25 protein-coding genes and 1 pseudogene are annotated in these 23330 nt (G+C 63.6%); 14 read left to right on the forward strand and 12 right to left on the reverse strand.

Annotation, left to right across the window (positions count from 1 at the left end):
- Nucleotides 1–66 precede the first annotated feature (66 nt).
- Nucleotides 67–777, forward strand: coding sequence for a gamma-glutamylcyclotransferase (locus X739_RS155585; RefSeq protein ID WP_023794158.1), 711 nt, complete (start codon nucleotides 67–69; stop codon nucleotides 775–777).
- 7 nt (nucleotides 778–784) lie between these two features.
- On the opposite strand, the gene X739_RS155580 is transcribed toward X739_RS155585, so the two are convergent.
- The 3 genes from X739_RS155580 to X739_RS155570 form a co-directional block, all read right to left on the reverse strand.
- Nucleotides 785–1591, reverse strand: a complete 807-nt coding sequence (locus X739_RS155580) for an extensin family protein (protein WP_023770220.1) — start codon at nucleotides 1589–1591, stop codon at nucleotides 785–787.
- A 116-nt stretch (nucleotides 1592–1707) separates the two neighbouring features.
- Nucleotides 1708–2733 carry an extensin family protein gene (locus X739_RS155575; RefSeq protein WP_023770219.1) on the reverse strand — a complete coding sequence of 342 codons (1026 nt, stop codon included), beginning with the start codon at nucleotides 2731–2733 and terminating at the stop codon, nucleotides 1708–1710.
- A gap of 200 nt (nucleotides 2734–2933) precedes the next feature.
- Nucleotides 2934–3359: a DUF3775 domain-containing protein gene (locus tag X739_RS155570; protein ID WP_023770218.1), complete on the reverse strand. Its 426-nt coding sequence runs from the start codon at nucleotides 3357–3359 to the stop codon at nucleotides 2934–2936.
- Nucleotides 3360–3500: 141 nt separating this feature from the next.
- On the opposite strand from X739_RS155570, the gene X739_RS155565 reads away from it, so the two are divergent.
- Both X739_RS155565 and greA read left to right on the forward strand, forming a co-directional pair.
- On the forward strand, nucleotides 3501–4034 hold the full coding sequence (locus X739_RS155565) for a tetratricopeptide repeat protein (protein ID WP_023770217.1): 534 nt from the start codon (nucleotides 3501–3503) through the stop codon (nucleotides 4032–4034).
- 268 nt (nucleotides 4035–4302) lie between these two features.
- Nucleotides 4303–4772 (forward strand): annotated as a pseudogene (gene greA, locus X739_RS01000000165970) (transcription elongation factor GreA).
- Between the two features lie 240 nt (nucleotides 4773–5012).
- Here greA and waaC read toward each other — a convergent pair.
- Genes waaC through rfaD form a run of 3 tightly spaced genes read right to left on the reverse strand, consistent with a single transcriptional unit; the run spans nucleotide 5013 to nucleotide 7920 of the window.
- Nucleotides 5013–5993, reverse strand: a complete 981-nt coding sequence (gene waaC / locus X739_RS155560) for a lipopolysaccharide heptosyltransferase I (RefSeq protein WP_023770216.1) — start codon at nucleotides 5991–5993, stop codon at nucleotides 5013–5015.
- Nucleotides 5990–6997: a lipopolysaccharide heptosyltransferase II gene (gene waaF, locus X739_RS155555; protein WP_023770215.1), complete on the reverse strand. Its 1008-nt coding sequence runs from the start codon at nucleotides 6995–6997 to the stop codon at nucleotides 5990–5992. Before waaF ends, waaC begins: the two co-directional genes overlap by 4 nt.
- The gene (rfaD, locus tag X739_RS155550; RefSeq protein WP_023794162.1) at nucleotides 6970–7920 is read right to left on the reverse strand and encodes an ADP-glyceromanno-heptose 6-epimerase; all 951 of its coding nucleotides are present in this window, start codon (nucleotides 7918–7920) and stop codon (nucleotides 6970–6972) included. Before rfaD ends, waaF begins: the two co-directional genes overlap by 28 nt.
- Nucleotides 7921–8078: 158 nt before the next feature.
- Between rfaD and X739_RS1000000171135 the strand changes: the two genes are divergently transcribed.
- From X739_RS1000000171135 to gmhB, 6 genes are all read left to right on the forward strand, one after another.
- A complete protein-coding gene (locus X739_RS1000000171135; protein ID WP_023770214.1) occupies nucleotides 8079–8270 on the forward strand; it encodes a type II toxin-antitoxin system prevent-host-death family antitoxin in 192 nt (63 codons plus the stop codon).
- Nucleotides 8263–8670 carry a hypothetical protein gene (locus tag X739_RS01000000165975; protein WP_245273813.1) on the forward strand — a complete coding sequence of 136 codons (408 nt, stop codon included), beginning with the start codon at nucleotides 8263–8265 and terminating at the stop codon, nucleotides 8668–8670. The genes X739_RS1000000171135 and X739_RS01000000165975 overlap by 8 nt, the downstream gene beginning before the upstream one ends.
- Nucleotides 8671–8716: 46 nt before the next feature.
- Complete coding sequence (locus tag X739_RS155540; RefSeq protein WP_023770213.1) at nucleotides 8717–9349, forward strand: LysE family translocator; 633 nt, start codon at nucleotides 8717–8719, stop codon at nucleotides 9347–9349.
- 133 nt (nucleotides 9350–9482) lie between these two features.
- Entirely contained in the window at nucleotides 9483–10976 is a 1494-nt protein-coding gene (rfaE1, locus tag X739_RS155535; protein ID WP_023770212.1) for a D-glycero-beta-D-manno-heptose-7-phosphate kinase, read from the forward strand.
- 8 nt (nucleotides 10977–10984) lie between these two features.
- Nucleotides 10985–11557, forward strand: coding sequence for an SIS domain-containing protein (locus X739_RS155530; protein WP_023770211.1), 573 nt, complete (start codon nucleotides 10985–10987; stop codon nucleotides 11555–11557).
- Complete coding sequence (gmhB, locus tag X739_RS155525) at nucleotides 11550–12191, forward strand: D-glycero-beta-D-manno-heptose 1,7-bisphosphate 7-phosphatase (RefSeq protein ID WP_023794166.1); 642 nt, start codon at nucleotides 11550–11552, stop codon at nucleotides 12189–12191. The genes X739_RS155530 and gmhB overlap by 8 nt, the downstream gene beginning before the upstream one ends.
- Nucleotides 12192–12194: 3 nt before the next feature.
- Here gmhB and X739_RS1000000170360 read toward each other — a convergent pair whose 3' ends face one another.
- From X739_RS1000000170360 to X739_RS155520, 3 genes are all read right to left on the reverse strand, one after another.
- Entirely contained in the window at nucleotides 12195–12524 is a 330-nt protein-coding gene (locus X739_RS1000000170360; RefSeq protein WP_245273814.1) for a hypothetical protein, read from the reverse strand.
- The gene (locus tag X739_RS1000000170365) at nucleotides 12517–13065 is read right to left on the reverse strand and encodes a glycosyltransferase family 2 protein (protein ID WP_245273815.1); all 549 of its coding nucleotides are present in this window, start codon (nucleotides 13063–13065) and stop codon (nucleotides 12517–12519) included. Before X739_RS1000000170365 ends, X739_RS1000000170360 begins: the two co-directional genes overlap by 8 nt.
- A 247-nt stretch (nucleotides 13066–13312) precedes the next feature.
- Entirely contained in the window at nucleotides 13313–13792 is a 480-nt protein-coding gene (locus X739_RS155520) for an Lrp/AsnC family transcriptional regulator (protein ID WP_023770207.1), read from the reverse strand.
- A gap of 263 nt (nucleotides 13793–14055) precedes the next feature.
- Between X739_RS155520 and trxB the strand changes: the two genes are divergently transcribed.
- The gene (trxB, locus tag X739_RS155515; protein ID WP_023770206.1) at nucleotides 14056–15030 is read left to right on the forward strand and encodes a thioredoxin-disulfide reductase; all 975 of its coding nucleotides are present in this window, start codon (nucleotides 14056–14058) and stop codon (nucleotides 15028–15030) included.
- 88 nt (nucleotides 15031–15118) lie between these two features.
- On the forward strand, nucleotides 15119–16015 hold the full coding sequence (locus X739_RS155510; RefSeq protein WP_023770205.1) for a LysR family transcriptional regulator: 897 nt from the start codon (nucleotides 15119–15121) through the stop codon (nucleotides 16013–16015).
- Between the two features lie 20 nt (nucleotides 16016–16035).
- On the opposite strand, the gene X739_RS155505 is transcribed toward X739_RS155510, so the two are convergent.
- A complete protein-coding gene (locus tag X739_RS155505) occupies nucleotides 16036–16533 on the reverse strand; it encodes an isoprenylcysteine carboxylmethyltransferase family protein (RefSeq protein WP_023770204.1) in 498 nt (165 codons plus the stop codon).
- A gap of 719 nt (nucleotides 16534–17252) precedes the next feature.
- Nucleotides 17253–19304: an elongation factor G gene (locus tag X739_RS155500; protein ID WP_023770203.1), complete on the reverse strand. Its 2052-nt coding sequence runs from the start codon at nucleotides 19302–19304 to the stop codon at nucleotides 17253–17255.
- A 392-nt stretch (nucleotides 19305–19696) separates the two neighbouring features.
- Here X739_RS155500 and X739_RS155495 point away from each other — a divergent pair, with 392 nt between their 5' ends.
- Entirely contained in the window at nucleotides 19697–20092 is a 396-nt protein-coding gene (locus X739_RS155495; RefSeq protein ID WP_023794169.1) for a cupin domain-containing protein, read from the forward strand.
- 70 nt (nucleotides 20093–20162) lie between these two features.
- Here X739_RS155495 and X739_RS155490 read toward each other — a convergent pair whose 3' ends face one another.
- Nucleotides 20163–21365, reverse strand: coding sequence for a pyridoxal phosphate-dependent aminotransferase (locus X739_RS155490; RefSeq protein ID WP_023794171.1), 1203 nt, complete (start codon nucleotides 21363–21365; stop codon nucleotides 20163–20165).
- Between the two features lie 217 nt (nucleotides 21366–21582).
- On the opposite strand from X739_RS155490, the gene X739_RS155485 reads away from it, so the two are divergent.
- A complete protein-coding gene (locus tag X739_RS155485; RefSeq protein ID WP_023794173.1) occupies nucleotides 21583–22479 on the forward strand; it encodes an EAL domain-containing protein in 897 nt (298 codons plus the stop codon).
- On the forward strand, nucleotides 22476–23330 hold the full coding sequence (locus X739_RS155480) for an EAL domain-containing protein (RefSeq protein WP_023794176.1): 855 nt from the start codon (nucleotides 22476–22478) through the stop codon (nucleotides 23328–23330). Before X739_RS155485 ends, X739_RS155480 begins: the two co-directional genes overlap by 4 nt.

Consider the following 23330-nt stretch of genomic DNA (forward strand, 5'->3'; position numbering starts at 1 on the left):
GGAAATCAATGGCCAGAGATGAGCAGACGGTTTATCGTCAGCCATCATTTTTTCGTGGGGGCGGGAATGAAGCGGAAGCCGACGGGCCTGAGAACGATGGCGTTGACCGCGGATCTTGTCGCCCGGGTCGAGCGCGTCGAACCGGATCCCGGGCCCGAGCCTGCAACGGCCGAGCACACCAACGCGGAGTTCGATGAGTTGGTCGCTCGACTGCTTGCCGAATATCGGCCCGAAATGCTGTGGGTCTTCGCCTATGGTTCGTTGATCTGGAATCCCGAATTCGTTCCTGTCGAGCAGCGCCCGGCGACGGCGCCTGGATGGCACCGCTCGTTCTGCCTGAAGCTGACGCGTTGGCGGGGGACGCGCGAATTGCCTGCCCTGATGCTGGCGCTGGACCGGGGTGGCAGCTGCAACGGGATCGTCTACCGGCTGCCCGATGAAGATCATTTCGGGCAGCTCGGCCAGCTTATGCGCCGGGAAATCGATGCCAACCCGCCAACCAACGTGCCCTGCTGGATCAAGGTCAAGACCACGGAGGGTCCGCTACGCGCTCTGGCTTTCGTCGCCGCGCCGGATGGCAAGGCCTATGCCGGACGGTTGCCGTTGGAGCAGGTTGCGGACACGCTGGCGCGAGCCGCCGGACACTGGGGGTCGTCGGCGCAGTATCTGTTCCGGACCGTCAGCAAGCTGGAAGAAAGCGGTATTCGCGATAAGAATCTCTGGCGCATCCAGGATCTCGTGGCTCGGCAAATTATCGCGTCCACCGGTGACGCATGATCTGTTCCTACCGGCAGGCGCGATAACCGTTCCTGCGGTTCTTGATGTCGAAATGGAAATGGTTGCGGTGGTCGTAATTGTAGCCGGGGCCGAGCACGGTGGTGAAATACTGGCAGCCGTCGGCGCGCACATTGTTGAGGAAGCCGCGGGTGCGGAAGGCGAACAGGCCTGGTTTGCGCACGTCGATGTCGTCGCCATTGTTGAGTTCGATGCTCATGACGTCGAGCGCGTTGCCCTTGCCGTGCTCCGACAGCACGCCTTCGCCTGCAATGTTGCGGCAGGAATAGCTTGAGCCCTGGTGGATGGTCCTGACGCCGGAGAAATAGCGCCAGCGAGCGGAGGGAACGAGTTCGTTCTTGGTCCAGGCGGCGAAGGTGGCGGCCATGTCGCAGGTCAGGGTCGCCGCGGGTTTCATCTGGATGCTGCCGATAGCCGTGACCTTGACCGGATAGTCGATGCCGCACTGGCCTTCATGGATCGGTGCCAGGTCGGTGTAGGCGACATCGAGGCGCCTCAGCTGCTGGCGGCAATCGGTTTCGCTGGCTGGAATCTGCTCGACCGGCGACATCGGCTCGTCCATGCGCGGATAGGCGGCCTGCGTCATGTAGGGATTGGACGGAACAAGCTTCTGCATGCCCTGATATTGCGGCACGGCCGCGGTCTGCGAGCCGACATCGACGGCAGGCTGCAGCGACAGCACGCTGCCGGTGTTGCAGGCGGAAACCGCGGCCAATGCAAGACCGGCGGCCATAAGCGCCGCAGGTTTCAGTTGGTGCGCGGCGGCGAGGAAAACGGCGCGAAATTTGCCGGCCATTGGCGGAATCCTACTTCTGCATATCCGGCATTTTAACGATCAAGGGTAAAGGAAAACTCAGCGTCCGCGTTCATGCCTGGGGCGGAATTGCGGCGGTGATCCTGCGTCGACCGCGTTTATTGGCAGAACGTGCCGCCATGCCGCCGGGGCTCAAGGTCGAGATGGAAGTGCAGCGCGTGGTCGGCGTCGGCGCCCGGGCCGAGCACGGTCTTGAACGGGCCGCAGGCGGCCTTGCGTACGGCGTCGAGGAATTTGCCGTCTTTTTCCGGAGGCGCCGGCCCGACCTCGATCGTCTTGCCGTCGGATAGCGTAAAGCTGGCAATGTCGAGCGCGTTGCCGAAAGCATGTTCCGACAGTTTGCGCGTGCCATTGCGCGGCCGGCAGACGAAGGCCGACGCCTGGCCGATCGATTTCAGGTCGGCGCCGAATTCGGCTTTAGCCGCCGGCTGGATGACGTCGGCGGCAAAACGCGCCGCCGCCTCGGCCATAGGGCAGTTGAGCTCGGTGCCCGGACCAATCGCGATCGATTTGCCAAGCGACTTCAGCACGATGGGGTAGGGGATCGAGCAGCCGATTTCGGGGTTGCTTTCGGCCTTGCGCTCCTCGAATTCGACGCCGAGCGTGTTCAGGCGCTCGCGGCAGGCGACTTCCTCAGCCGGCATCTTGTCGGCGGGAAAATCGGCCGAGCGTGGATCGGGCAGCATCTTCTCCTCGCCACCTGCTTCCGCCGGCTTTGGCGTTGGCTGCGGGGCGACGGCCGGCGGTTGAGGTTCGGGCGTCGTGGTGGCGGGCTTCGGCGTCGGCGTCGGCGCCACGGCAGGCGGCTCCGGCTCGCTTTCCGTTTCGGCTGGTGGTTCCGGTGGTTTCGGGCTTTTCTGACGTGACTCTTCGTCCTTCGGCAGATTGGGCGCCGCGCCGCTCTTTGGATTTTCAGCGTTTTGGTCTTGCGACTTTGGGGTGTCCGCCTTCGGAGTGTCCACCGGACGTGGCTCGGGCACCGGAACATCGGCGGACGGCCGAGCATCCTGCGTTGCCAGCGGTGCCGGATTGGGCGCAAGATGCTGCCTGGCTCGCGCTCTCGACTGCCGCTTGCCTCGCGGCTTCAGCGGCTGATCGGCCCGCTGTGTCAGCGGTTGCCCCACGCGCGGGCTCAGCGGCCCATGGTGTTTGTGACGATGTTTGGCGTCGGCCGGCATGACCAGCAGAGCCGTGACGGCTAAGGCCAATGCAATCCTGTACCTTCGAGAAAAGCTCAGCTTTGCCATTCTCCACAAAACGGCGCCGGCCGGCTGAAGTTGCCTGGACAGGCGCTTAGACCCGATCACAATCGGTTACCTCCGCGTTACGCGCCGATCGCTTCCAGCCCCTCTTCCAGCCAGTCGGCGAGCAGCGGCATGCCGAGCAGGTATTTTGCGGTGCGCTTGTTGGCGCGCTCGCGTGCCGCGGTTACGGCGTCGGCCCATTCCGAGGCGTCGTAGTCGCCGCGGCCCACCCAGGCCAGCGCGATCAGCTCGGCGGCCTCGTCGATATTGAGGTCGTTGATCAGCTCGCGCAGCTCTTCCTCGGTAAGGTTTTCCGAGCTTTCCTCGGCGAGGCCGTCGTGGTGGTGGTTGTCATGCGTGTCGCCGTCGAACTCGACCTCGTGTTCGGCGCCGTCGGCATAGTCCTCGTTGACGGCCGCGCTCAGCGCCTTGGCCTTGAGAATGAACAGCCGCACGGTATCGGGGCCGATCGTGAGATCCCAGTCCTTTTCGAGCCGTCGCTGCACGGGCCCTCTCCGTCAGTCTTTTGCCGGATGATACCGGATTTGCGGCATCCGTCACCTCATGTTCTACAGGTTATCTTTTCGGGGATGAAACGCGGACCGCTCGGCGTTAGTGTTGCATTGTCACACCCTCAGGAGGTTTCCATGCATAAAAGAGTGCTGATCCACGCGGCGAGCGCGCTTATCGCTCTGCAGTTCCTTGCCGTTCCCGTTTTTGCGGCGGGCAGTGGCGGCGACACCAATACGACCACCCAATGCAAGAAAGGCATGGTCTGGGACAAGAAGAAGAACAAGTGCGTCGCACCCCAGGAAGGCATGCTGGACGACGACAGCATTTACTATGCCGGGCATGACCTGGCGATGGCCGGCCGCTATGACGAGGCGATCGCCGTGCTCAGCCTCGCCGCCAACAAGCAGGATCCGCGCATCCTCAACTATCTCGGCTACTCGCACCGCCATTCCGGCCGCGTCACCGTCGGCCTCGGCTATTACGAGGAAGCGCTGCGCATCGATCCCGATTACACGCTGGTGCGCGAATATCTCGGCGAGGCGCATCTGCAGATCGGCGACCTGGCCGGCGCCCAGCAGCAGCTGATGGAAATCGAAAAGCGCACCGGCAAGGGTTCGCGCGAATACGGCATGCTGTCCGAGCAGATCGAGCATTTCATGAGGAGCTGATCGGGCCCTCATGATTTCTCAAAGCGGCCGCGAGCGATCGCGGCCGTTTTTGTTCGGCTCCGTCCCACGGCCGCCCTCGCTACAAAAGAAGGGATGATTTTTACAAAACCGATTTTTGGGCGTGAAAAGCCCGCAAAGATTGCTATATTCAGGGAAATTGCGGTGAAACGGTTCCGTTAGCCCGAGGCTGCCGGACCGTTTTCTTTTTGTACCCCAACGACAAGGCTTCCCCCGAATGCGGGGGCGGCGGCAGGAAAGGTCAGGCACTATGAACAAGGTCCCGATGACAGGCGAGGGGTTCGCGTCATTGAAGGAAGAACTGCGTTGGCGCCAGCAGGAAGAGCGGCCGCGCATCATCGAGGCGATCTCCGAGGCGCGCTCGCATGGCGACCTGTCCGAAAATGCCGAATACCATGCCGCCAAAGAGGCGCAGAGCCTCAATGAAGGCCGCGTCAACGAGCTCGAGGATTATATCGCGCGCGCCGAGGTGATCGACGTGACCAAGCTTAGCGGCGAAAAGGTCAAGTTCGGTGCCACCGTGGTGCTGGTCGACGAGGACACCGAGGAGAAGAAGACCTACCAGATCGTCGGCGACCAGGAAGCCGACGTGAAATCCGGCCGTATCTCNCCTCGCCCATCGCTCGCGCGCTCATCGGCAAGGAAGTCGGCGACGCCATCGAGGTGAATGCGCCGGGCGGCGCCAGGGGGTATGAGATCGTCCAGGTGCAGTTCATTTAAAAAACCGAAGACGAGGGCACGCCGCCTTTTCTGCCTCTGCTCGATTGCCAAATGGCGCGCCGGCCCCTCATCTGGCTGCCGCCATCTTCTCCCCGTAAACGGGGAGAAGGACGCTGTCATTTAGGGTTTCGCCAATCGCCGGCGTTGCGGGCCAGCTTCTTTCTCCCCGTTTAAGGGGAGAAATGCCCGGCAGGGCAATGAGGGGCGGCGGCGCCCTTCGGATCGAATTGATTGAATAAATCAATTTCCGCCGGGACCGGTCTGGCGAAGCATCAACAACCTCTCCACTTCCGCAACCACCTCAGCCGGCGTCACATGCGTCCCGGGCACGGCCAGCAACGTCGACGCATACGGCCCGCGCGGTCCGGTCAGACCCGGCTCCGTCGCCAGGAACACGGCGACCGTCGGCAGGTCGAAGGCGCTGGCGAGATGGGTCAGCCCGGTGTCGGCGCCGATGACCAGGGTCGAGCCGCCGAGGATGGCGGCAATGTCGGCCAGCGGTGACTTCGGCACCACGACCGTGGATGGCACGGCCTTGGCGATCGCTTCGGCCACCGCCTTCTCCCGTTCGTTCGACCAGGTTGTGAGCGGCGTCATGCCACGCTCGACCAGCAAGCGGGCGGTTCCGATCCAGTCCTCGAGCGGCCATTTCTTGTCCTCGCGGCTAGTGCCGTGCAGCAGGAACGCGGTCCTGCCGTCGATGCCGTCGACCATGCTGATCGGCGCCACGATGCCGGAGTCGAGCGTCAAAAGGTCCGGCCGATAGCCGAGCGCCAGCCCGAACAGCCGCCGTGTCCGCTCGATGGCGTGCAGGTCGCGCGGCACCGCAAAGGTGATATCATAGAACAGCGTCGCCGAGGGCTCGCGAACGCTCGACCGGTCGAAGCCGGCGATCGGCGCGCGCGTCTGGCGTGCCACCAGGGCCGACTTCAGCAGGCCTTGCGCATCGATGACGAGGTCGTAGCGGCATTCGCGCAAGGTTCGGCGCAAGGCCGCCGCCTCGCGCCAGGTGTTCGTGTCGAAGAGGTTCTTTCGCCAGCGCCTTATCGCCACAGTGTGGATGGTGCGGATCGCCGGATGCAGCGTCAGGATGCCGGCAAACGCCTCCTCCACGCACCAGTCGAAAGCGATATCGGGCCGTGCGCGGCAGGCATCTTGAAGTGCCGGAAAAGTGTGGATGACATCGCCCATCGACGAAGTCTTGACGATCAGCACCTTCATGCCGCGGCCGACACTTTCAGCAGGCGGTCCGCTGCCGCGGCGACCTGCCCGACTTCCAATGTCTTCAGGCAGTTGAGATGACCGAGCGGACAGATTTTCCGGTGGCAGGGCGAGCAGGACAGGCCGAGCCAGACCAGTTCGCGACGCTCCGCCAGCGGCGGCGTGTTTTCAGGGGAGGTCGAGCCATAGACGGCAACGATGGGTGTACCGACGGCGGCCGCGACATGCATCAGCCCGCTATCGTTGGAGACCGCGAGCCTGGCCGCCGCGATCAGGTCGATGGCGTCCTCCAGCCGCGTCTGGCCGGCAAGGTCGACGACGCCGGGTGCAAGGGCTGCGATCTCCGCCGTCACGTCGCGGTCGTTCTTCGAGCCAAACAGAGCGACCTCGAGGCCCTTGGCCATGAATTCGCGGGCAAGGCCGGCATAGCTTTCGCTTGGCCAGCGCTTGGCCGGGCCGAACTCGGCCCCGGGCATCAGGGCTACGAATTTCCGCGGCGCCAAGCCGAAACGATCGAGCAGGGCGGCCTGGTTTTTCGCGTCGACGGTGAGCCGGGGTGCGCGGAAACCGCCACCCTGGGCGAGGCCGAAATAGGCCTGCGCGGTGCGTCGTTTCATGGTGTCGGGCAGCGGCACGATGTCGGTCAGGAGCCCGTAGCGCATTTCGCGCAGATGGCCGATACGGCGCGGAATGCGGGCAAAGAACGGGATCAGCGCCGACTTCCAGCTGCCCGGCAGGACATAGGCCATGTCGTAGCGGCCGCGCAGCAGACGGCCGAAACGGCGGCGATGGCTGAATTCGAGTGCGCCAGGCTTCAGCGGAAAATCGATCTGCTGTCGGATTTCGGGCATGCGCTTGACCAGAGGTGCCGCCCAGGCGGGCGCCAGCACATCGATCGCGGCATCGGGATGGAGTTCCTTCAGCGCCGAGAACAGGCACTGCGCCATCACCATATCGCCCACCCAGCGTGGGCCGATCACGAGGATCGTTGGGCTTTCAGCCATTCGACATAGTCTCTGACGCCGGTTTCTACAGTGCGGAATTGCCCGTTATAGCCGGCCGCGCGCAAGCGGGACATATCAGCCTGGGTAAAACTCTGGTAGCTGCCCTTGAGGTGGTCGGGGAAGGGGATGAACTCGATCTCGCCCTTGCCCAGCGTGTCGATGACCGTTTCGGCGATCGCGCGGAACGGCTGGGCGCGACCGGTGCCACAGTTGAAGATGCCGCTGGCGCCGCGCTTCCACAGCCACAGATTGACGTCGGCGACATCGCCGACATGGATGAAGTCGCGGCTCTGTTCGCCGGGACCAAAGCCGTCATAGGCGCCGAATAGCTTCGGGTTTTCACCGCGCTGGACCTGGTTGAACAGATGGAAGGCGACCGAGGCCATGGAGCCCTTATGCGCCTCGCGCGGGCCATAGACATTGAAGTAGCGCAAGCCGGCGACCTGCGAATGATCACTGTCGAAGACCGTGCGCCTGACATAGTCGTCGAAGAGCTTCTTGGAATAGGCGTAGACGTTGAGCGGCCGCTCCAGCGCCGGCTCCTCGCGAAACTCGGATCCGCCGCCATAGACCGAAGCGGAGGAGGCGTAGAGGAAGGGCACGCGCAGTGCTTGGCAGGCATGCAGCAGCCGTTTCGAATAGGCGTAATTCACCTCCATCATGAACTTGCCGTTCCACTCAGTGGTGGTCGAGCAGGCCCCCTGATGGAAAACGGCCTCGACACGGCCAAGAGTGCCGGCCTCCATGGGCGACAGGAAATCATCCTTGTCGAGATAGTCGGCTATCGTCAAATCGGCCAGGTTGGCGATCTTGTGGCCGTCGGTGAGGTCATCGACGACCAGTATGTCGTCATGGCCTTCCGCATTGAGCGCGGCGACGATGTTGGAGCCGATCATGCCGGCGCCGCCCGTGACGATGATCATGAAGGCCTCTGGTTGCGTGCGATTCCGGTCCTTATAAGGGAGGCTGGCCGGGCTGTCGACAAAGCAGGTGGCCGCTCGGGGCTCGCCTGCTCAGGCTTTCTGTTTTGTCCATTTTGTCTATTATGGGGCAAACAAGTTTCCAATGAAACACTATCCATGTGCTCGCGGCTGCCAGCCAGCAGCCGGTCTCCATCACTCGCCACAACAGGCCGAGATACGTCCTGATGAGCATCGAGGCCTACGAAGCGCGCTTCGGCAACGATAGCTGTCGCGTCTACGCGGCCGAGGACGCACCGCTGCAACATGTCGAGATGCTGGAGCAGTACGCCGCGGAATTGCACGGTGATTAAACCCGTGGCCGCGGACGTCTGGCGATATCCATATCTGTGGCATCGCCGACATGGAGACGGCGAGACCGAAGGCCGCAAGGCTAGGCCTGGCGCCTTCGTTGCCGTTCTTCCCGGAAAAGCCGGAGGCACGAACCGTTTCATCCTTGCAATCACCTCCACCCAGCCGGGCCGTGATCGCGTCGCAGTTGGCGTTCCGGAAATTGAACGCCGCCGCGCCGGCCTTGACCCTACCCCGCTTTGGGTCATAGTCGACGAGTACAACCAGGATATTCTGGAATGGTCGGCTTATTCGAACCGGGTGCACGTATCGGCGCATTCAGTCCGTCATTCCACAAAAAGTCATGTCGGCTTCCATGGCAACTGTTCGCGCGGGCCAACCCAAAGCCATCCCACGGGCTGACTGAAAGCCCTGCAATCGGGCAGGGCAGGATCATGAGGGACAAGAAATGCCGCCGACCGAACTGCTGATCGCGTTTTTCGCCACCACGGCGATCTTCGCCTACATTCCGGGCCCCGCCATGCTTTATGCCGCCGCGCAGACCATGGCGCGGGGGCGCTGGTCGGGGCTGACGGCGGCACTCGGTATTCATCTGGGCGGCTATGTCCATGTCTTTGCCGCCGCCGCTGGCCTGTCGGTGCTGTTCCACGCCGTGCCGCCGCTCTACATGGCCGTCAAGCTGGTGGGCGCGCTGTACCTGATCTGGTTGGGTATCTCGCTGTTTCGCAAGCGCGTGGAGGGCGACGTGGCGCTGCCCGCGATCGAGCGGAAGTCGGCGCGGCGCGCGTTCTTCGAGAGCATCACCGTCGAGGTGCTCAATCCCAAGACCGCGATCTTCTTCATGGCCTTCCTGCCGCAGTTCATCGATGCCTCGGCGGGGTTCCCGGTCTGGGTGCAATTCGTGGTGCTGGGCACCGTCGTCAACCTGATGTTCTCATCGGCCGATGTGGTGTGCGTGTTCCTGGCCGGCCTGGTGATCGGCCGGCTGCGGCGTTCGAGCCGTGCGCAGCGGCTGATGCAGAGGGCAGGCGGCGCGGTGCTGGTCGGGCTGGGCGTCCACGTCGCCTTGCAGAAGGCCTGACCTGTCCGGTTTGCCTCCGCCCGGCGTTGCGCTGTGCCCAATTGCGGTATATCGGCAGGCATGACCGGCCGGCCTCGCAAATCTGGTGTTTCGACCTATCTGAGATCGGCGTTTCCCGCGCGTGGCAGATGACATGATCAAGCACAATCCGCCTTCACCCGAGCCCCTGCACCGCGCCATTGCGCGCTTCGGCGACGTCGCCGTGCTGGTGGTCGGCGACATCATCCTCGACCGCTTCGTCAATGGCGTCATCGAGCGGATCTCGCCGGAAGCGCCGATCCCGGTGCTGCATGGGCGTGGCGAAAGCGCGGCGATGGGCGGCGCCGGCAACGTCGTGGCCAACATCGTCTCGCTTGGCGCGCGCGCCATTCCGGTCTCGGTGATCGGCACTGATCCCGCCGGCGACAGTCTGGTACGGATGCTGGGCGAGCTTGGCGCCGAGACAGTGGGCCTTTCACAGCAGCGCGGCCGGATGACCTCGTCGAAGAGCCGCTTCAGCGCGCTCAACCAACAGGTGCTGCGTTTCGACGAGGAAGAGATCAAGCCGCTCGGCGAGGCGGAACGGGCGGAGCTGATCCGCCGTTTCCGGGATGCATTGCAACATGTCGACATCGTCATCCTGTCCGATTACGGCAAGGGCATATTGCTGGACGGCGTCGCCGCCGAGCTGATTGCCATCTGCCGCGAGGCGGGCAAGCCGGTGCTGGTCGACCCGAAGGGCCGCGACTACGCGCGCTACGCCGGCGCGACCGCCGTCACCCCCAACCGCAAGGAGCTTGGCGAGGCCGTTGGCCATGCGGTGTACGCCGATGACGAGATCGTTGCGGCGGCACGGGAACTGATTGTGGCGCACGGCTTCGATTTCGTCCTCGCCACGCGCAGCGAGAAAGGCATGAGCGTGGTCGGTCCCGAAGAGGCGAGCCACATCGCCACCCAGGCGCGCGAGGTGTTCGACGTCTCGGGCGCCGGCGATACGGTGATCGCGACCTTCGCGCTTGCGCTTGCCGCCGGTGCCGATCCCGTCGCCGCTGCCTCCATCGCCAATGCCGCCGGCGGCGTCGTGGTTGGAAAACGCGGCACCGCGCGGCTGAGCGTCGAGGAACTCACCGGCGCACTGTTCCGCTCGCACGGACCCACCGCGCACAAGGACGCCATCCTGGACGCCACTTCGGCCGCGCGCATGGTGGCGGGATGGAAGGCGGAGGGCCTGAGCGTCGGCTTCACCAATGGCTGTTTCGACATCCTGCATGCCGGCCATGTCAGCCTGCTGCACGCGGCGCGCAGCCAGTGCGACCGGCTGGTGCTCGGCCTCAACAGCGATGCCTCGGTGCGACGGCTGAAGGGACCGGGCCGCCCGGTCAACGACCAGCACGATCGCGCCTGCGTGCTCGCGGCCCTCGCTTCGGTCGATGCCGTCATTGTCTTCGATGAGGATACGCCGCTGGCTCTGATCGAGGCGCTGCTTCCCGACATTCTGGTGAAGGGCGCCGACTACACGATCGACACCGTGGTCGGCGCCGATGTGGTGCGGAAGGCGGGCGGGCGTGTCGTTCTGGTCGATCTCGTCGCCGGCAAGAGCACCACTGGCACCATCGGCAAACTGCGCGCCGGCGGCGCCACCAACTGAGAGAATTCATGTCCGAATTGAACGACTATCTGGTCCGCTCGGCGGCGGCCATCACTGCCACGGTCGAGCGAGATCTGACCGGCGAAATGGATCGTGCGGTGAGTGCTGTCGTGGCGGCGCTTTCCCAGGGAAAGGCCTTGCTGGTCTGCGGCAATGGCGGCTCGGCCAGCGACGCCATACATATCGCCACCGAACTGGTCGGCCGCTTCCTGAAGGAGCGCAAGGCCTACAATGTGATTGCGCTGCCGGCCAACGCCGGGATGCTGACCGCCTGGGGCAATGATTACGGCTTCGACACGGTGTTTTCGCGCCAGGTCGAAGCGCATGGTGCCGCGGGCGGCGTGCTTTTGGCGATCTCGACCAGCGGCAATTCGCCGAGCATTCTCGCCGCTGCCGAACAGGCGCGCATGATGGACATGACGGTAATCAGCCTGACCGGCGATACCGGCGGCAAGCTCAAGCCGCTCACCGACATCCTGCTCAACGTCCCCTCGACCTCGACGCCGATCATCCAGCAGGGCCATCTGTGCCTCTATCACTATCTGTGCGAGGTGGTCGAAGCGCGCCTGTCGAATGGGTGACAGGATCGGGAAGCCGCACCAGCTGACCGAACCGGGCCTGTGGGTGGAGCAGGTCGGCGGGCGGGTTTTCCCCGCGCGCTCGCCGGCGCTGTTCCTGGACCGTGACGGCACCATCAATGTCGACACCGACTATCCCAGCGATCCGGGCGAGATAGAACTCAGGCCGCGGATGCTGCCGGCGATCGCCGCCGCCAACCGGATCGGCATTCCGGTGGTCGTGGTCACCAATCAGTCCGGCATCGCGCGCGGCTATTTCGACTGGGGCGTCTTTGCCGCGGTAAACGGCCGCGTGCTCCATTTGCTGGACAGGCAGGGCGCGTTCGTCGACATGGTGCTGGCCTGCGCCTATCACGAGGCGGGCGTCGGGCCGCTCGCCATAACGGACCATCCGATGCGCAAGCCCAATCCGGGCATGCTGATCGAGGCGGGCAGGCGCCTTGATCTTGACCTCCAGCGCTCGCTGATGGTGGGCGACAAGCTGGCCGACATACAGGCGGCCCAACGCGCAGGGCTGGCACAGGGCTGGCTGGTCGACGGTGAGGCGGCGCTTCAGCCTGGTTTCGCCATCAGGCGCTTGCATGACGACCACGATCTCGGCGGGCTGCTTGCCGCCATCGACGCGCTCGGATCGTAGGGCCTACGCCTTGTCGTTTTGCTGCAAGGCTTCGTAGAGCTTGGCTTCGGTGGCGAAGGAATAGATCATCACCGACATTGAGTAGACGAAGCCGTGCCGGCCGCACAGGAAGTAGCGCTTGGCCAGGTAGAATTTGAGGAAGTTGCCGAACGGCGACAGCACCAGCCGCACCAGGCCGGGCTTCTTGCCTCTCTCGACCAGCGTCACCGCCTTGAGGCTGGAATAGGTGTTGGCCCGGGCAAGATCCTCCTCGACCGATATTTCACGGCGATGCAGCAAGAGACCCTCTTCGATCGTGTCGGTCTCGCCCGGCACGTGAATGGATTCATGCACCCGCGCCGTTAGATCCATGCTGGCGNCCCTCTTCGATCGTGTCGGTCTCGCCCGGCACGTGAATGGATTCATGCACCCGCGCCGTTAGATCCATGCTGGCGCCTTCCCTACGGAAAAGCCTGAGCAGCCTGTTGTGCAGCACCCAGCGATGGGCGTAACCGTAGCCCTTCAGCCAGTCGCGGCGGCGCATGTACCATCCGCTGGCCTTGCCGCCGGCCGCCCCGGCGATAGCCACGATCGACTGCCGCAACCGGTCGTCGACGCGCTCGTCCGGGTCGATCGAAAGGCACCAGGGCTGGTTGGCGTGGTCGAGCGCGAATTGCCGCTGGCGGGGGAAGCCCGGCCAGTCATTGTGCAGCAGCGTTATCGGATAGCCCTTGGCGATGTAGCTTTCAACGCATTCGACGGTGCCATCCGTCGAGCCGGAATCGACGATGATGATCTCGGCACAGAAATCGATGCTTTCCAGGCACGGGCCGATCATATCGGCCTCGTTCACGCAGATGATCAGCGCCGAGACCGGGCTTGCAAAACGGGTCATGGTCCCCTTCCCATGGCGGATTCTTCCCGGAATATACGCTGCTGGCGGCATCTGTTCTCAAGCAATTCCGGGCGGAAAAACCGTTACACATTTTTGCTGGAATTGCTTGAAAAACCAATGAAGCGTCAGTTGAGCGGCGAATCCGGCAGAGCCGTCCAGCCTTGTACATCAGCGTCTTTCGAATACCAACGCGGCACCGGTGGGGCGAATGTCGGGAATCTGCCCATCGCGCAGGTTTTCGCCTGGCTCAGGATCGCTCGAACGATACCAGGCCCTCATCCTTGACGCGGCGGATGGTGAGCGCGGTGCGCACCGTGTCGACGTTCGGCGTCGAGGTCAGCTCCTCGATGACGAAGGTCTGGAAGGCGCCGAGGTCGCTCGCCACGCAATGCAGCAGAAAGTCGGATTCGCCCGACACCATCCAGGCATCGCGCACGATCGGCCAGCCGCGCGTGCGCTCGGCGAAGATGCGCAGTTCGGCATCAGCCTGGTGATGCAGTCCGACCAGGCAGAAGGCAACGACATCGAGGCCCAGCGCCGGGGCGTTGAGCAGCGCGCGGTAGCCGCGAATGATGCCGGCTTCCTCCAGCCGCTTGACCCGGCGCAGGCAGGGCGGTGCCGAAATGCCGACGCGGTTCGAGAGCTCGACATTGGTCATGCGCCCGTCCGACTGAAGCTCGCGCAGGATCTTCCAGTCGATGGCGTCAAGATCGGCCTTGAGGGGCATCAGGGTTCTCGATGATCAGTGTGGCGCAAGAATCTTTCGCTATTTTGTAATTAAACGACTTTTGCGTCGAAGCCAGCCCTCGTCTACGCGATTGTGGACAGGTAACGAAAGCGGCCATCGCGCGAATATCCTTATGGGCCGAAGCTTTCCGGGGACGACGGTCCGTTCGTCTTGCTGGCGTGGTTGGCAGCCCTTACATTAAGCGCGATATTCCACGTCTTTTTTCCAAGGCACACTCGCTGTCCGCCCCGCAGAGGCTCCAAATGACCACCAAGCACGCGCCCGTCCTCATCATCGGTTCCGGTCCGGCCGGCTACACGGCGGCGGTCTATGCCGCGCGCGCCATGCTGAAGCCGATGCTGGTCGCCGGTCTGCAACAGGGCGGCCAATTGATGATCACCACCGATGTCGAGAACTACCCCGGTTTCGCCGATCCGATCCAGGGGCCGTGGCTGATGGAGCAGATGCTCAAGCAGGCCGAGCATGTCGGCACCGACATCATCAACGACATCATCACCGAGGTTGACCTCAACGTGCGACCGTTCCGCGCCATGGGCGATTCCGGCACGACCTACACGGCCGATGCGCTGATCATCGCTACCGGCGCGCAAGCCAAATGGCTGGGCATCCCGACCGAGCAGGACTTCATGGGGTTCGGCGTTTCCGCCTGCGCCACCTGCGACGGCTTCTTCTATCGCGGCAAGGATGTCGCTGTGGTCGGCGGTGGCAATTCGGCGGTGGAGGAGGCGCTCTATCTGTCCAACCTCGCCAAGAGCGTCACCGTCATCCACAGACGCTCGGACTTCCGTGCCGAACGCATCCTGCGCGAACGGTTGTTGAAGAAGGACAATGTCCGCGTCATCTGGGACACGATCGTCGATGAGATCACCGGCCGCCCCGGCAAGGCACCGCTGCCGCCTTCGGTCGAAGGGCTGAAGCTCAGGCATGCCGTGACCGGCGCCGAGAGCCACCTCAAGATCGACGGCGTCTTCGTGGCCATTGGCCATGCGCCCGCGGTCGAGCTGTTCGCCGGCAAGCTGAAGCAGAAGCCGAACGGCTATCTGTGGACAGCGCCGGATTCGACGCGCACCGACGTGCCCGGCGTGTTCGCCGCCGGCGACGTGACCGACGATATCTATCGGCAGGCCGTGACTGCGGCGGGGCTGGGCTGCATGGCCGCGCTCGAAGCGGAAAAGTATCTGGCCAGCATCGAAGTCCATCGCGAAGCGGCGGAATAGGGCCGCCGCAGACTGTAAAAAACGGCTTAGAAACGCCGTGTAAAAGCCTGATTTTTCATTCAGACGCCAACCGAAACGAGGGGAAATCATGGCGTTGGACTGGGACAAGCTACGCGTGTTTCACGCTGCGGCGGAAGCGGGGTCGTTCACGCATGCGGCCGAGACGCTGCATCTGTCGCAATCGGCGATCTCGAGGCAGGTCAGCGCGCTGGAACACGATGTCGGCGTGCCGCTGTTCAACCGTCATGCACGCGGCCTGGTGCTGACCGAACAGGGCGAGATGCTGTTCCGCACGGCGCATGACGTGCTGATGAAGCTCGAGACCATCAAGTCGCGGCTGACCGAGACCAAGGACCGGCCGTCCGGCGTGCTCAGGGTAACGACGACCGTTGGCCTCGGCGCCGGCTGGTTGACCGAGCGGGTGCAGGAGTTCATCGAACTCTATCCCGAAATCAGCTTGCAGCTGATCCTCGCCAACGAGGAACTCGACCTCACCATGCGCCAGGCCGATTGCGCCATCCGGCTACGCCAGCCGCAACAGCCGGACCTGATCCAGCGCCGCCTGTTCACCGTGCATTTCCACCTCTACGCAGCCCCCTCTTATGTCGCCAAGCACGGCAAGCCGAGCTCGGTCGCGGAGCTGAGAACCCATCGCATCGTCACCTTCGGCCTGCCCGTGCCGTCGCATCTGTCGGAGTTGAACTGGCTGGAGACGGTCGGCGATTTCGAGAGCGGCCAGCGCGTGCCGTCGCTGCAGATCAACGACATCCTATCGATCAAGCGCGCCGTGCAGGGCGGCGCCGGCATCGCCATGCTGCCGGACTATGTGATCAGCAAGGATTCCGGCCTGGTGCAGCTGCTGCCGGAGACCGAAGTGCCGTCCTTCGACACCTATTTCGCCTATCCCGACGCGATGAAGAACCAGGCCAAGCTGCACGTGTTTCGCGACTTCATCATCGCCAAGGCCAGAAGCTGGTCGTTCTGATCCAAGTCGGGTCCGCGAGCCTATCCCTTCCAAGGTGTCATCCGCGGCAGCCAGCCCGGTACGTTGCGGCGGTAGGCCTCGTATTCGGCGCCATAGCGGTCGGCGAGCGTCGGCTCCTCGTAGAGCTTGACGAAGGTCACCATGGCAGCCGCCGCGATTGCCGCGTAGGCAGCGATCGACCAGCTTGAGAACAGCAGCGCCTGGCCCAGAATGATCGACAGCACGGCAACATACATGGGGTTGCGGACATGGCGGTAGATGCCGCCGATCACCAACCTTTCGGTCGGCGCGACGGGGGCGGGTGTGCCCAGCCCCTCCAGCGCGAAGCGGGCGAAGGCATGCAGCAACACTGCGGCCGCGGCAATGACGAGCACGCCGCCCGTGAGAGCAAACAAGGGCAGGGGCGACCATGGCAGGCCCCAGCTATCGCTGAGCAGCCAGGGAATCAGCCCGGCGACAACGCCGGGAGCCGCAATCAGGAAAATGCCGCTGCCGGCGATCGCCGAAAACCTGCGCAATGGTCGATCCTCGCTTGAATGCCTTGGAATTGAACCGCCGCTGCCTCATTCAACATCATCAGTGTTTTTGGACGTTCGGGAGCAAAATCGGTCGGGATTGGCGTTTTCGAGACGACAATGACCCGAAATCGCGGCTCATTTTCACGATTCTGCTGGTCCTATTGGCTTCCGGAACGGGTTGGACCACAGCCTGTGCCTTTTTGCATGTGTGTGTTGCAAAATAGATGCTTGTTTCTTGGGCATGAAGAGCACATATTTAGATCATCTCCTGGACGCGTTCTCCTCCCATTAGCGTCCTCGAGTGTTCCCCTCTGGAGGTTAGCCTTAACAGGCACTTCCAATCAAACTCAGCCGGATCTTCATTGATCCGGCTTTTTTGTTGCCTGCATGCCACTGGGATGGCTGAAAAATTCACCAGAATTGCCGCGTAACAGTGTCATGTAACCTCTGGTAACATGACAAGGACACCCTCCATCTGCTAAGTGGATGATAGGACGCGGTGTGGTTCGGACGGGAGATGGGGGCATCACTCGTACGGCCCGGGCTCAGGCGGCTACCGCGTCCGAACCTTTTCCGCCGAAGCGCGGCGACCTTGACATGCGGCGGACCTGCCGTTTTTCCTCCCGAGAAAACGGTCCGCAAAACAAAACGACGTCCGGCCCCCCGGGCGTCGTTTTTGGTTTTTGCCCCCCGATCGTTCGATCGGGCGCCGGACGAAATCAGGCAGCCTTGCCGTTGGCGTTCATTGCTTCGTCGGCGAGACGGCCAGTCAGCTCGGCCATGTGATCGAAAACGGCGCGGTAGCTGGCAACGCCTGAGGTGGCCGAGCGCAGCTCGATGATCAGATCGCCGATCTCGGCCTGCGGCATGGTCGCCTCGACGACATCCCATCCCGGCCAGTCGGGCCGCGCGTCATAGCCGAGGATCTGGCCGCGCCGCTGCGGGATCAGCGCGATGATCTTCGACGTCGCGTCCGACGGCGTGACGATCTCGACCTTCATCACCGGTTCCAGAAGCACCGGCGAGCAGGCGGCCATGCCTTCCTTCATGGCGAGCTTGGCCGCCATCTGGAAGGCCATGTCGGAGGAATCGACCGCATGGTACGAGCCGTCCGACAGGTTGACCGCGACGTCGACCACGGGGAAGCCGAGCGGGCCGGACTTGAGGTAATCGCGTATGCCTGTCTCGACCGACTGGATGTAGGTCTTGGGCACGACGCCGCCCGTGATGGTGTCGGTGAACTGGAAGCCGGAGCCGCGCGGCAGCGGCTTGATCTCGATCACCACATCGCCGAACTGGCCGTGGCCGCCCGACTGCTTCTTGTGGCGGCCGCGCTGCTGCACCGGCTTTCGGATCGTCTCGCGATAGGGCACCGCCGGCGCATGGCCTTCCACCGGTATCTGGTTCTTGCCCTCCAGCCGCTCGCGCACGACGCGCAGATGCATCTCGCCGTGCCCTGACAGCACGGTCTCGGCCGAATCTTGGTTGTGGCGCAGGCTGAGCGAGGGATCCTCCTCGGCCAGGCGCTGGATGGCGGCCGACATCTTGACCTCGTCCTTGCGCTCCCTGGGGCGCAGCGCGAAGGCAAAGACCGGCTGCGGCGGCTCGACATCGAAGAGCTGTTTGGCTCCCCCTTTGGCCGAGGTGAGCGTCTGGCCGGTCTTGACCGCGTCCAGTTTGCCGAGCGCCACGGTGTCGCCGGTCCTGGCGGCGGTCAGCTTGACCTGATCCTTGCCCAGCATCCTGTAGATTCCGGAAACCTTGGCGGTGTCGCCGCCGGGCAGCCACAGTTCCGAGCCGTCGGTGACCTGGCCGGACAGGATGCGCGACACCGACAGCTTGCCGCCATGCGGCGTGTGGATGGTCTTCATCACCTGGACCACCGTCGCATTGCCGTCCGGGGCGCCGAGCCGCTTGCGGGTCGCCTCGATGTCGGGCGCATCGTGGCGGATCGTCTTCAAGAGGCGCAGCACGCCATTGCCTTTCTCGGCGGTGCCGATCAGCACCGGCGTCACCGCGCCTTCGCGCAGATCGGCGGCGAGGTCGTCGAAGATCGCGTCCTTCGGCGGCTCTATCTCTTCCAGGAGTTGCTCCATCAACTCATCGTCATGATCGGCCAGCGTCTCCAGCATGGAGAAGCGCGCCTGCAGTTCGCGCGCCTTGTCGTCACCCGGTATCTCGGCCACCTCGCTCTCGGCATATTCGCGGTAGATGTAGGCGCGCTCCAGCGCCAGATCGATCGAGCCGATGACGACGCCGTCCTTGCGCAGCGGAATCTGGCGCAGAAGCAGCGGCGCCGCGCTTGTCGGCTGAAGCATCTTCAGCGTATCGCGCACGCCCGCGATCGCCTTGTCGACCTTGTTGAGGAACAGGATGCGCGGCACGCCGAGATCGTCGAGCTTGCGCATGATAAGCTGCAAGGCGGGGATCTTCTTTTCGTCGGCCTCGGCCACGACCACCGCGACGTCGCAGGCGGCGAGCACCGGTTCGGCCTCGAAGGAGAATTCGATCGATCCAGGGCAGTCGATGAAGGTGAACTGCTCGCCCATGAACTCGGTGGTGGCGATCGACGCCTCGACGCTCATGGCGTGGGCGCGGGCCTCGGGCGAATGATCTGAAACGGTGTTGCCAGAGGAAACTGGGTTCTGGCGGGGGATGGCCCCGGTACGCGCCAATATGGCTTCCAGAAGTGTCGTCTTACCGCTTGCGAAGGGACCGACTATGGCAATGCATTTCGGTCCCGTGCGTCGTCCTCCGGCGCGAGTACCCATGACTGACCTCCACTCAGGCGTTTCCTGGGGACCGACTGGCGTTCATGGTTCAGGCCAGGGTCAATCGGTCCTGAGCGGCGGCCGGCCTGTTCGACCGTCGCGGGCGGTCTGTGTCGACCTGCCCGCGATTATCGTCCCACTTGTTTGCCGGCAGGGCAAGAAAAATAGAAGCAGGCACGGCCGGTCGTCTCAGGCGCCGAGCGCGAGCGGTTCGACCCAGCACCCGCCAAGGTGCGCGAGCGTCCCATGCGGGCAAGGTTCATGATCAAAAATCAGGCTTTGTCGGAGCGGGCTGACACACGGCTGGTTGCGTCCGGGCCAATCCGGGTCGAGAATGTGTTGACTTCAAGGGTCGGCGTCTCGCCAACTCCCAACAGCCTTAGGGACAGACGATGAAGATCATTGCTTGCGGCAGTGTGCCGACGGTTATAGCGCCGGAAAAATACTTCACCGGCCGGGTTCTGCAGACGCCAATCATCGAGAAGGAGCCGCCGGCGCGGCTCCGGGCCACGCTGGTCAGTTTCGAGCCCGGCGCGCGCACCCACTGGCACACGCATCCGCTTGGCCAGACGCTTTATGTCACCGCGGGCGCCGGCCTGGTACAGACATGGGACGGGCCAATCCAGGAAATAAGGGCCGGTGACGTCATCTCCTTCGCGCCCGGCGAGAAGCATTGGCATGGCGCGGCGCCGAAATCGGCAATGACGCACATCGCTATGCAGGAGGCGCTCGACGGCGTCCATGCCGACTGGCTGGAAGAAGTGACTGCGGCCCAATATAGCTGCTGAGTGCCGTATCCACAAAACCCGGCGGAAACGCTTGACAGCGGTGACGCCGGGTTGTTTCGGATCTACTCGATCAGGTCAGCGATGCCGTGAAGCGCTGGATGCGCGTGCAGGCTTCCTCCAGCAGTGCATCCGAGGTGGCGTAGGAGATGCGGAAGTTGGGGCCAAGGCCGAAGGCCGAGCCGAACACCACCGCGACGCCCTCGGCCTCGAGCAGTTCCGAACAGAAGGCCTCGTCGGTGTCGATCACCTTGCCGGCCCTGGTTTTCTTCCCGATCAGCTGGGCGCACGACGGATAGACATAGAAGGCGCCTTCCGGCGACGGGCAGGTGATGCCACGCGCCTGGTTGAGCATCGAGACGACGAGGTCCCGCCTGCCTTGAAAGATCGCCTTGTTCTTGGCGATGAAATCCTGCGGGCCATTCAACGCCTCGACCGAAGCCCATTGCGCAATGGTGCAGGCGCCGGAGGTCTGCTGGCCCTGAATCATGTCCATCGCCTTGATCAGCTGGACGGGACCGGCGGCGTAGCCGATGCGCCAGCCGGTCATGGCATAGGCTTTCGAGACGCCATTCATGGTCAGCGTGCGCTCGTAGAGCTTCGGCTCGACCTCGGCGATGGTCTTGAAAACGAAGTCGCCATAGGTCAGGTGTTCGTACATGTCGTCGGTCAGCGTCCAGACCTGCGGGTGCTTCAACAGCACGTCGGCGAGCGCCCGCAGTTCGGCCTCGGTATAGGCCGCGCCCGAAGGGTTCGACGGCGAGTTCATCAGCAGCCATTTGGTCTTTGGCGTGATTGCCTTCTCCAGCGCTGCCGGCGTCAGCTTGAAGCCATTGTCGATCGAGGTGTCGGCAAACACCGACGTGCCGCCGCAGATCGCCACCATTTCGGGATAGCTGACCCAGTAGGGGCGGGGGATGATGACCTCGTCGCCGGGGTTCAGCGTCGCCATGAAGGCGTTGAACAGGATCTGCTTGCCGCCGGTGCCGACGATGGTCTGCTCGGGCTTGTAGTCGAGATTGTTCTCGCGCTTGAACTTTTTCGCGATCGCCTCGCGCAGCGGCACGATGCCCGAAACCGGCGGATACTTGGTCTCGCCACGGCGAATGGCCTCGATCGCCGCATTCTTGATGTTGTCGGGCGTGTCGAAATCGGGCTCGCCGGCGCCAAGGCCAATGATGTCCCGCCCGGCATTTTTCAGCTCGCGCGCTTTCTGCGTCACCGCGATGGTGGCGGAAGGCTTAACGCGGGAAAGGGTGTCGGCAAGAAAGGCCATGACCTTTTGTCTCTCCAAAGGATCGGCGCGGCTAGGAGCGGCCGCGGCGCTTCTCATGTCGCAACATTCCCGTCAGCGCAAGCCTTGTCGGCTGGGCCAAGTGGGGAGGGCGCGGTCAATCAGGCGTGATCGGCAGAGGAAAGTTCATTAACGGGCGGTAGAGGCTTGCATGGCAGGATCGCGGTTCAATTCCGCCAGGTCGCGGAGCGAGGAACCTTTGTCACGCAGCATCGGACTTGCCCATATCGTCCGTCATGATGACGGCACCTCGAGCGGTGTCTGGGGCATTTATACCCTGCAAAGCGCTTTTCAGCCGATATTTGCCTTTAATGAGGGCAAGCTTTCGGTTGCCGCCTTCGAAGGGCTGATCCGCCCGTTTCGCGACGGCGAGCCGCAATCGCCGATGAGCTTTTTTTCGACCTGTCCGGCGGTCGACCGTCTGCATGTGGAGGCGCTGACCAGGACGCTGCATCTGCTCAATGCCGGCGTCTGCCTGCCGCAAGAGGCGTCGATCTTCATCAATTTCGACCCGTCGGTATTCACCGAGCGCGCTGTCGCCGACAGTGCCTTGCGTGACATGCGGCTGGTGCTGCACGAAGCCGGCATCGATCCGGGCCGCGTCGTTTGCGAGGTGACGGAGCAGAGATCGGCATCGCAGGAGACCCTGCACGGCTTCGTCGCCGCGCTCAGGGCCAACGGCTTCCGGATCGCCGTCGACGACTATGGCGCCGACGATTCCGACATCACTCGCGTCAAGGAATTGCGCCCCGACATCGTCAAGTTCGATGCTCACTGGATCACGCAACTGATGGAATCGGGCGCCGGTTTCGCGCTGCTGACATCCATGGTGAGGAGCTTCGAGGACCAGGGCATCCGCACCGTGTTCGAAGGCATCGAGGAAGGCTGGCAACTGGAGCTGGCCGAACGATCCGGCGCCTCGATGGTCCAGGGCTATGTGCTGGCCCGCCCAGAACTGGTGCCGACGAGTTTCCGCGTTTTCGGCCAGGGCAGTCCCGAGCCGGCTCCTCCCTCGAGCCATGCGTCCGCTCCCGCCGCCGTCGCGCCGCGAACCGGGCGGCGCGCAAAAGCCTTCGGGCGCAAGGTGGCGCCATGAGCCGCGAGCGGCGGCGCACCGTCGGCGATGCGATCTTCATCGACGAGATCGGCATCGAATGTGGGATCCATGGCGACTTCCGCCTGCGCAGCGCCTACCAGCCGATCTACGCCCCGCGCGGCGGCAGCTTGCATCCGGTGGCCGTAGAGGGCCTGATCGAACCGCACCGTGCCGGCCGGCCAGTGTCGCCGCGGATGTTCTTCGACAGCATCGCGGCTCCGGAGCGGCTGTACGTCGAAACAATGTGCCGGGTGCTGCATCTGAGAAATTTCCATAATATCGGGGTCGACGGGCTCGACCTGTTCTTCAACTACAATCCTCTGGTCAACGACCATGCTGGACGGGCGCTGGCCGAGATCCGGCTGATGAGCCGGCACCTCGACGAACTCGGCCTGGCGCCAGCCATGCTGGTGTGTGAAATCACCGAGCAGGCGGCGGACGATGCGCTGCTGGCCCGGCTGGTGCGTGAAATGCGGCGCGACGGCATCCGCATCGCCATTGACGATTTCGGCACCGGCCATTCGACCGTGGAGCGGGTGAGCCTGCTTCAGCCCGACATCGTCAAGATCGATGGCGGCTGGTTCGCGGAATTCTGCCGCCACGCCGCCGCCGAACGCTTCTTCCGCCCGCTGGTGTCCAGCCTCCACGATCGCAGTGCCAAGGTGCTGGTCGAGGGCATCGAGCAGCCCACCCATTTGCGTGTCGCGCTCGAAGGCGGGGTCGATTTGCTGCAGGGCTTTCTGCTCGGGCGTCCGGCGCTGGCCGGCACCATCTTCAACGAAGAGCCGCTTGCCGTCGATGCGCTGCTGGGCTTCGACAACAAGGTCGTACCATTGCATAAGCGGCGTTGA

This window comes from Mesorhizobium sp. LNHC209A00 (assembly GCF_000502915.1).
Classification (GTDB): Bacteria; Pseudomonadota; Alphaproteobacteria; order Rhizobiales; family Rhizobiaceae; genus Mesorhizobium.